Source organism: Thermus sp., assembly GCF_039793865.1.
GTDB lineage: Bacteria > Deinococcota > Deinococci > Deinococcales > Thermaceae > Thermus.
The window spans coordinates 1-7,506 of the sequence record NZ_JBAMMI010000033.1; the positions used below are offsets into that span (position 1 = coordinate 1).

The 7,506-nt window shown below is 67.0% G+C and carries 8 protein-coding genes; 2 read left to right on the forward strand and 6 right to left on the reverse strand.

The window, feature by feature from the left end; genetic code table 11:
- Positions 1–4 precede the first annotated feature (4 nt).
- Positions 5–748 carry a DUF554 domain-containing protein gene (locus ABJK26_RS03075; protein WP_347240762.1) on the reverse strand — a complete coding sequence of 248 codons (744 nt, stop codon included), beginning with the start codon at positions 746–748 and terminating at the stop codon, positions 5–7.
- Between the two features lie 21 nt (positions 749–769).
- Here ABJK26_RS03075 and mnmD point away from each other — a divergent pair, with 21 nt between their 5' ends.
- Positions 770–1,423, forward strand: coding sequence for a tRNA (5-methylaminomethyl-2-thiouridine)(34)-methyltransferase MnmD (mnmD, locus tag ABJK26_RS03080; RefSeq protein WP_347240763.1), 654 nt, complete (start codon positions 770–772; stop codon positions 1,421–1,423).
- On the opposite strand, the gene ABJK26_RS03085 is transcribed toward mnmD, so the two are convergent.
- Together ABJK26_RS03085 and ABJK26_RS03090 are read right to left on the reverse strand one after the other, a co-directional pair.
- On the reverse strand, positions 1,320–2,510 hold the full coding sequence (locus tag ABJK26_RS03085; protein ID WP_347240764.1) for a polysaccharide deacetylase family protein: 1,191 nt from the start codon (positions 2,508–2,510) through the stop codon (positions 1,320–1,322). The two genes, mnmD and ABJK26_RS03085, sit on opposite strands and share 104 nt — an antisense overlap.
- Entirely contained in the window at positions 2,501–3,667 is a 1,167-nt protein-coding gene (locus ABJK26_RS03090; protein WP_347240765.1) for an MFS transporter, read from the reverse strand. Before ABJK26_RS03090 ends, ABJK26_RS03085 begins: the two co-directional genes overlap by 10 nt.
- Positions 3,668–3,681: 14 nt before the next feature.
- On the opposite strand from ABJK26_RS03090, the gene ABJK26_RS03095 reads away from it, so the two are divergent.
- Complete coding sequence (locus tag ABJK26_RS03095; RefSeq protein WP_347240766.1) at positions 3,682–4,365, forward strand: glycosyltransferase family 2 protein; 684 nt, start codon at positions 3,682–3,684, stop codon at positions 4,363–4,365.
- On the opposite strand, the gene ABJK26_RS03100 is transcribed toward ABJK26_RS03095, so the two are convergent.
- From ABJK26_RS03100 to glf, 3 genes are all read right to left on the reverse strand, one after another.
- The gene (locus tag ABJK26_RS03100; RefSeq protein WP_347240768.1) at positions 4,304–5,515 is read right to left on the reverse strand and encodes a glycosyltransferase family 4 protein; all 1,212 of its coding nucleotides are present in this window, start codon (positions 5,513–5,515) and stop codon (positions 4,304–4,306) included. The two genes, ABJK26_RS03095 and ABJK26_RS03100, sit on opposite strands and share 62 nt — an antisense overlap.
- A 4-nt stretch (positions 5,516–5,519) precedes the next feature.
- A complete protein-coding gene (locus tag ABJK26_RS03105; RefSeq protein ID WP_347240769.1) occupies positions 5,520–6,413 on the reverse strand; it encodes a glycosyltransferase family 2 protein in 894 nt (297 codons plus the stop codon).
- Positions 6,406–7,506: UDP-galactopyranose mutase (gene glf / locus ABJK26_RS03110; RefSeq protein WP_347240770.1), on the reverse strand; the 1,101-nt coding region annotated here is incomplete at its 5' end. The genes ABJK26_RS03105 and glf, both read right to left, overlap by 8 nt.

The window sequence follows — 7,506 nt, forward strand, 5'->3', positions numbered from 1 at the left end:
TATCTTAGCTCAGCCAGTCCGCCAAGGCCCAGACCAGGGGGGCGAGGAGGAGGGCGGGGAGGAAGGAGGCCACCCGCACCCGGGTGAGGCCGAGGAGGTTGATCCCCACCCCGAGCACCATGAGCCCCCCCACCCCGGTCACCAGGAGCACCCTGGGGTCCGCCCCCGGGTTGGGGAGGGCCTGGGCCAGGGTGCCCGCCAGGAGGGCCACCCCCCCTTGGTAGAGGAGGATCACCAGGACGCTGAAGCCCACGCCCACGCCGAAGGAGCTGGTGAGGGCGATGGAGGAGAGCCCGTCCAGGGTGGCCTTGAGGAGGAGGAGGCTCGCGTCCCCGGTGAGGCCGTTTTGGATGGAGCCCAAAAGGGTCATGGGCCCCACGCAGAAGAGGAGGCTCGCCGCCACGAAGCCCTCGGTGAAGCTCCCCCCGCCCCGCACCGCCTGCTTGATCTTCTCCCCGAGGCCCTCGAGGCCCTCCTCCAGCCGGGCCCACTCCCCCAAAAGCCCCCCCAGCACCAAGGCCACGAGGCCCAGCACGACCCCGTCCACCGCGCCCCCCTTCGCCTTCCCCAGGGCCTGGGCCATGGAGAGGCCGATGGAGAGGGTGGTGAGCCCCACCCCCTGCACCATGATCCGGGCCATGCGCTCGGGGAGCCTGCCCCGGAGGAGGAGGCCGAGCCCCGTGCCCAGGGCCACGGTGGCGGCGTTCGCCAGGGTTCCGGAGAGCTTGTCCAGAAGGGTGAGCTCCATGGGGGTATTCTAGCCATAAGGATGGAGCTTCGCCTCACCCAAGACGGCACCCCCACCCTCTTCCACCCGGGGTACGGGGAGGCCTACCACCCCAGGCAGGGGGCGCTTCTCCAGGCGCGGAGGCTTTACCTGGAAAAAACCCTCACCCACCTCCACCCTGCCCCCCGGGTCCTGGAGGTGGGCTTCGGGCTTGGGGTGAACTTCCGGGTGGCCCTGGAAAGCGCCCTTTTGCGGGGGGTGCGGCTTTCCTACCTGGCGGTGGAGCGGGAGCCCCTGCCCAAGGAGGTCTTGGCGCAAATCCCCCTTCCCTTGCCCCGGGCGGAGGCGGTGTTCGCCGAGCTCCTTCGGGCCTGGCCCACCCCCCGCTTCCAGGGCCCTTGGGGGGAGCTTCGCCTCTTCTTCCTGGACGTGCGGGAGGTGGCCCTGCCCGCCCGCTGGGCCACGGCGGTCTTTCTGGACCCCTTCAGCCCCAGGGCCAACCCCGAGGCCTGGTCCCTTCCCGTTCTTATCAAGCTCCGGAGGAGCTTAAAGCGGGGCGGGAGGCTCGCCACCTACTCCGCCCAAAGCGCCTTCAGGCGGGCCCTCCTCCTTGCGGGCTTCCGGGTCCACCGGGTGCGGGGGGTGGGGAAGCGGGAGTGGACGGTGGGTATAGCGCGAGAAGCTCCTCCCGGCTGAGGTAGGCCATCCGGGCCGGGGGCCTTTTCCGCTTGGGGAGCTCCCCCCGGTAAAGCCAAAGGAACCAGGCGCTGGCGAGCCCCGCCACCAGTCTCGGCCATAGGGGGAGGTCTGCGGTCTTGAGGCCGAGGATCCTCCCCCCGTCCGCCAGGTAGGTGTACCCGTAAACGAGGCGGACCTCGGGGTCTTCGGCCACCCTCTCCGCCACCCTCCCGAGGCTTCGCCGCAGGTGGCGGACCGCCTCAAAGGGGGTGAGTTCCATAAGCCTCTGGCTTTCCAGGTGGAGCTCCATGGCGGGGGTGCCCCGGGGGAGGCCGGGAAGGGCGGGGCCGGGAAAGGGCTTCTTCTCCAGGCGGAAGAGGTCAAAGGGGCCAAGCCCCGCCCGCACCACCCTGCGCTTGGTGTTGTAGCGCTCTTCAAACCCCTGGAGCCCCCGGATGAGGGCGAGCCTGGGGGAGAGGGGGAGGGGGGCGAGGTCATCTAGGGTGGTGGGCCGGTACCCCAGGCGGAGCATCTCCGGCAGGGCCCGCTCCAAGAGCCTTAGGGTGCGCTCCGGCCCGTCGTGGAGGAGAACGATGGACCCGGGTCGCAGGTAGTAAAGGAGCCTTTCCGCCAGGGCCTCAGGGGGAAGGGGGAGCCAGTCCTTGGCCTCGAGGTCCCAAAGGGCAACGCGCTTTCCCAAGAGGCGGGCGAAGAGGCGGGTGAAGGGGGTGTGGAGGCCGTGGGGCGGTCGGTAGTAGCGCCCGGGGTTTTGGGCCATGTGCCGCCACTCTACCCAGGGGAGGAGGAGCGAAAGGGCCCGGTGTCCCTCCCCGTGGTCCTCCACCTGGTGGCCTTCCCGTCTTATGGCCTCCACCAGGTCCGGCCTGGCCTTGGCCCGTTCCCCGGTGAGGAAGAAGGTGGCCTTGACCCCGTGGCGGGCGAGGAGGGCGAGGAGGGCTTCCGTGGCTTCCGAAGGGCCGTCGTCAAAGGTGAGGGCCACCTTGGGCTCCCGCCTGCTCCCGTGGGCGTAGGCCCCCACCCCGAGGAAGCGGAAGAGTAGGTCGGAGAGGCCGTAGAGGAGGAGAAGGCCGAGGGCTAGTTCCATCTACCCCTCCCTAAGAATAGGGCGTAGAAGAGGCTCAGGAGGAGAAAAATGAAGCCGCCCGCGAGGAAAGGGGCGTGAAGGCCAAAGCTTTCCCAAAGGGCACCTCCCACCACCGGTCCCAGGGCGACCCCCATCCCCTCCACGCTCATCAGGGTACCCCAGATGGCGGCGCGGTTCTCCTGGGGCAGGTTTTTGGCCAGGAAGCCGTTCCAGCCGGGCATAAAGAGGCTGAAGCCTACCCCGGCCAAAAGGGTTAGGAGGGTCACCTCCCCAAAGGAGGGGGCGAAGGCCAGGCGCAACATGGCCAGGCCCAAGAGGCCGAGCCCGCCCACCAGGGCCGGCCGGTAGCCCCTCCGGTCCACCAGGCGCCCGGTGAAGGGGAGGAGGCCGAAGGCGAGCCCTCCTCCCAGAAAGAGGAGACCCCCCAGCTCCACGGGCTCAAGGCCGAGCCTCTCCTTGGCAAAGCGCAGGAGGAAAAGGGAGACCAAGGCGGGCGCGAAGGTTTGGCCGAAGGCGGCGGGCAAGAAGAGGAGAAGGCGAAAGAGGGGGTAGCGTTCCCGGCTTGGCGGCGGCACGGGGATGCGGAAACGGAGAAGGCTCAGCGCCAGGCCCAGGCCCAGGGCCTGGCCCCAGAGGAGGAGGTGAAGGCCCACTTCGGGATGGCGCTGGGCCACCTGGCCCACCCCCACGAGGCCGATCCCCACCCAGGGCATGACCAGGGTGAGGGTGAAGGAAAGCGCCCGGGCCTCCCTTCCCGGGAGGGCGATGCGGCTGGCGTAGGTCATGAGGCCCGGGTAGAGGGTGGACATGGAGAGGCCCCAAAGAAGCCCCATAGCCCACAGGAGCCAGGCCTCCTGGGCCATGGGGGTGAGGAGGAGGGCGAGAAGCCCGGTGAAGGCGGAAAGGCTCGCCGTCAACCCGAAGCCCACCCGTTCGGCCAGAAGCCCTCCGAGGCTTTTGGAGAGGTTTTCCGCCAGCTGGTGGAGGGTGTAGGCCAGGGTAAAGGCGGTGGGGCCCAGGTGAAGCCTTTCTGGGGCGTAGAAGGGCAGAAGACCGGCGAAATAGCCGCTCCGCACCCCTTCCATGAGGCCCACGGCCAGGAGGAGGCGGAAGAGGACGGAAAGCCCTTCCCGGGCCCACGGCAGGTAGCGAAACACGCTAAAGTATACCCGTGCGGATCAGCGTGGTGATCCCCGCCCACAACGAGGAGGCCTACCTTCCCGGGGCCCTCGAGGCCGTCTTCGCCCAGACCCTCAAGCCTCTCGAGGTCATCGTGGTGGACAACGCCTCCTCAGACCGCACCCGGGAGGTGGCGGAGGCCTTGGGGGCGAGGGTGGTCCTGTGCGGGAGGAAGGGGGTGGCCTTCGCCCGGCAGGCGGGGCTTTTGGCGGCCCGGGGGGAGTGGGTGGCCATGACCGACGCCGACTCCCTGCCCACGCCCCGCTGGCTGGAAAGGCTTGCCGAAAAAGCGCCAGGGGCCGTGGCCCTCTACGGGCCTTTGCGCTTCTATGGGGTTTCCCCTTGGGAGGCCGCCTTTTCCGAGTGGGGCTACCGGGCCTTCCTTAACCTCATGGCCCTCCTCGGGCGGCCTAACCTCGCCGGGGCCAACATGATGGTCCTGAAGGAGGCGGCCCTCCGGGCGGGGGGCTTCCCCGAGGTGGAGGCGAGGGAGGACGTTCTTTTAGGCTGGAAGCTCAAGGCCTTAGGCCCGGTGCGCTACGTCCCCGAGGCCCTGGTCCTCACCTCGGCCCGGAGGCTCAAGGGGGGGTGGCTTCCCTTTTTGCTCCGCCAGGCTAGAAACCTCCTGGGCGATCCTCGAGGTTACTTCGGGGGAGGCGGGGAAAGGGAAAGATGAGCCTCCTGGGCTCAGCCCGGAGGATCTCGCTCGCCTCGTCATAAATGGCCACGACCCTTTCGGCGATGGCCTCCGCCGAGCGCTCCAGGGCGAAGGCCCGGGCCTCTAGGCTGAAGCGCCGCCGCTTCTCCTCGTCCCTGAGGAGTTCCAGGGCCCTCGCCGCCAGGGCGAGGTGGTCCTTGGGGGGCACCAGGTACCCCGTCTTGCCGTCCAGGACCCCCTCCAGCACCCCCTCTGCCCCCACGGCCACCACCGGGACCCCCATGGCCTGGGCCTCCCAGATCACCAGGCCCTGGGTCTCCGTCTCGCTAGCGAAGAGAAAGAGCTCCGCCAGGCGGTAGTAGCCCCCGATGAGGCGGTAGGGCACCGGGCCCAGGAAGCGCACCCGTTCGGCGATCCCGAGTTCCTTGGCGAGGGCCTGGAGGTGGGGAAGCTCGGGGCCTTCCCCGATGTGGACCAGGAAGACGTCTTCCTCCTTAGCGATATCCGCTACCGCCCTCAGGACCACGTCAAAGCTCTTTTCCTTCCCCAGCCGCCCCACGGTGATGAGGCGCCTCTTGCCCTCGGGCCAGGGGGAAGGGGAGGGGAGGGGGGCTTCCTCCAGGAGGCGGTTGTCAATCCCCGTGGGGATCACCCGTATGGGTCTTTCTATCCCGTAGCTTTCCGCCAGGCGCTTTACGGGCTCCGTGGGGGCGATGACCACCTCCACCCGGTTGTAGAAGGCCTTGGCCAGCCTGGGAACGATGCCGGTGTACTTGTCCAGGATGGCCAGCCCGGGCACGTAGTGGGCGTACTTCTCGTAGTGGGTGTGGAAGGTGGATACGTGGGGGAGGTTTTTGCTCCGGGCGATCCTCAGGCCCCACACCCCAAGGGTCAAGGGGGTGTGGGTGTGGACCAGCTCAAAGTCCGTGGGCAGGTAGCGGGCCGAGGGAAGGGCGATCTGCTGTCCCTCGTAGAAGGGGTAGGCCACGGAGGGGACCCGGACCACCCCCTCCTCGCCCTCCGGGGCCTCGGGGTGCGCCGGGGCGATGACCCAGGCCTCGTGCCCCATGCGCCTTAACTCCCTTAGGAGAAGGTAGACGCTGGTGGTGACCCCGTTGGGGTTGGGGAAGTAGACGTCGGTGAAGAGGCCTACGCGGTAGAGGCGCACGGTCCTATCTTACCTGGGCCCCGCAACCTTTCCAGTCAGGAGAGCTGGTCAGGCCAGCCTTGATGCCCTTCTTTATAATAGGCCATCCTTTGCTCCAGCCCGTGCGCCACAGGTACTCCAAGGTGCTACCGGCCAGGTTGAGGAGCAACAGGCCCTTCTCTAAAGGGCGGTAAGCAGGCCCTCTTACTGTCCATATGCGATTCCGCACCTCGTAAAAGAACCGTTCAGGATGGGCGCTCGCAGAGGTGTATTTGGTGGGGGTCTTGTGAATGGCCACGCTGTTTAAGACCCAGAAGCCCTTTTCGTAGCGCAGGATGCGACCTGTGTGCTCCAAGTCGTCCGCGCGAATGAAGAACTCGGGGCAGGGGTAGCCGTAAAGCTTTAGGGCCCAGGTAGCCACCAGTAGGGACGTGTAAGCGGCGAAGCGGATCGGTGGGATGCCTTGTGAGCGGAAACGCAAATACTCGGAAAAAGGAATAAGCTTCGGCCATGGGGTATTCATGGGGTGAAGGGAACCGTCTTTCCAGACAACCCGGCTGGCCAGGATTGCAGGGCGCTCCGATTCAAGGTTATGAATGGCTTGGATCAGACGTTCCAACGCTGAGGGTTTGGGGATAAGGTCATCGTCCATGACCCAAATCCAGTCGTACCCGGCCTCGCACCCCCGCCTCATCCCCTCGTGGAACCCCCCTGCTCCCCCTCGGTTCTCGGGGAGCCTGAGGACCTCCACCTCCGGGAACTCTTCCTTAAGCATCTCCCCCGTGCCATCGGTGGAGGCGTTGTCCACCACCAGGACGTGGTCCGGGGGGCGGGTTTGGGAGAGGACAGCCTGGAGGCACTCCCTTAGAAGCTCCTTCCGGTTGTGGGTCACGATGACCGCGCAGACCTTCTCACCCATCGTTCAGCTCCTCAAAAAGCTTCAGCGCCCGGGCCACCGCCTGGTCCATGTTGTAGTAGCGGTAGTCCCCAAGCCTTCCCGCGAAGTAAACGCCCTTGAGCCGCTTCGCTTCCTCCAAATACCTTTGGTAACGTTCCTCGCTCTCCTCCCTGGGCACCGGGTAGTAGGGCTCGTTCCTCCCGGGCTCGTAGGCCTCCGGGTACTCGTAGCAGAGAACGGTGTGCGACAGGTAGTCCTGCCCGGTAAGGTGCTTGAACTCCGTGGTGCGGGTGTAGGGGTGCTCGTTAGGGTAGTTCACCGTGCCCACCTCCTGCACCCAAGGTCTACCGCGAAACTCCATCCGGAAGCTTAGGGAACGGTAGGGCAGGGGCCCGTGGAGGTAGCCGAAGAACTCGTCTATGGGCCCGGTGAAAATGAGACGGTCAAAGCGCACCTCGCCCTCCACCTCCCTCCAGTCCGCCTGCAGCAGCACCTTGATGTTGGGGTGGGCGAGCATCCGGCGGAAGAGGGCGGTGTAGCCCTCCTTGGGCATGGCCTGGTAGGTGTCCTGGAAGTAGCGGGTGTCGTGGCTCACCAGGACCGGCACCCGTGCGGTGACGGAAGGAGAGAGCTCCTCGGGGCGCAGGCCCCACTGCTTCAGGGTGTAGCCCTCAAAGACGTTGCGGTAGACGTAGTCCGCGAGGAACTTCAGGTCGGGGTCCCCCTCCTCCCGGAGGCGGAGGATGGGCACCCGGGCCCCGTAGCCGAAGCGGGAGACGAGCTTCTCCTCCAAGCGGTCGGCAAGCCTTGGGGAGAAGAGGGCGCGGAGGGTGGCGAGGCTGAAGGGGAGGGGGACCTCCTTGCCCTCCACCACGCCGCGGACCCGGTGGTAGTAAGGGCGCCATTCCGTGAAGCGGGAGAGGTAGTCAAAGACCTTTTTGCTGTTTGTGTGGAAGATGTGGGGGCCATAGCGGTGGACGAGGACCCCGTGGGGGTCCATCTTGTCGTAGGCGTTCCCCCCGATGTGGTTCCTTTTGTCCACCACCAGGACCCGCTTTCCCGCCGAGGCCAGCCGCTCCGCCAAGGTGGCCCCGGTGAAGCCCGCGCCAACGAT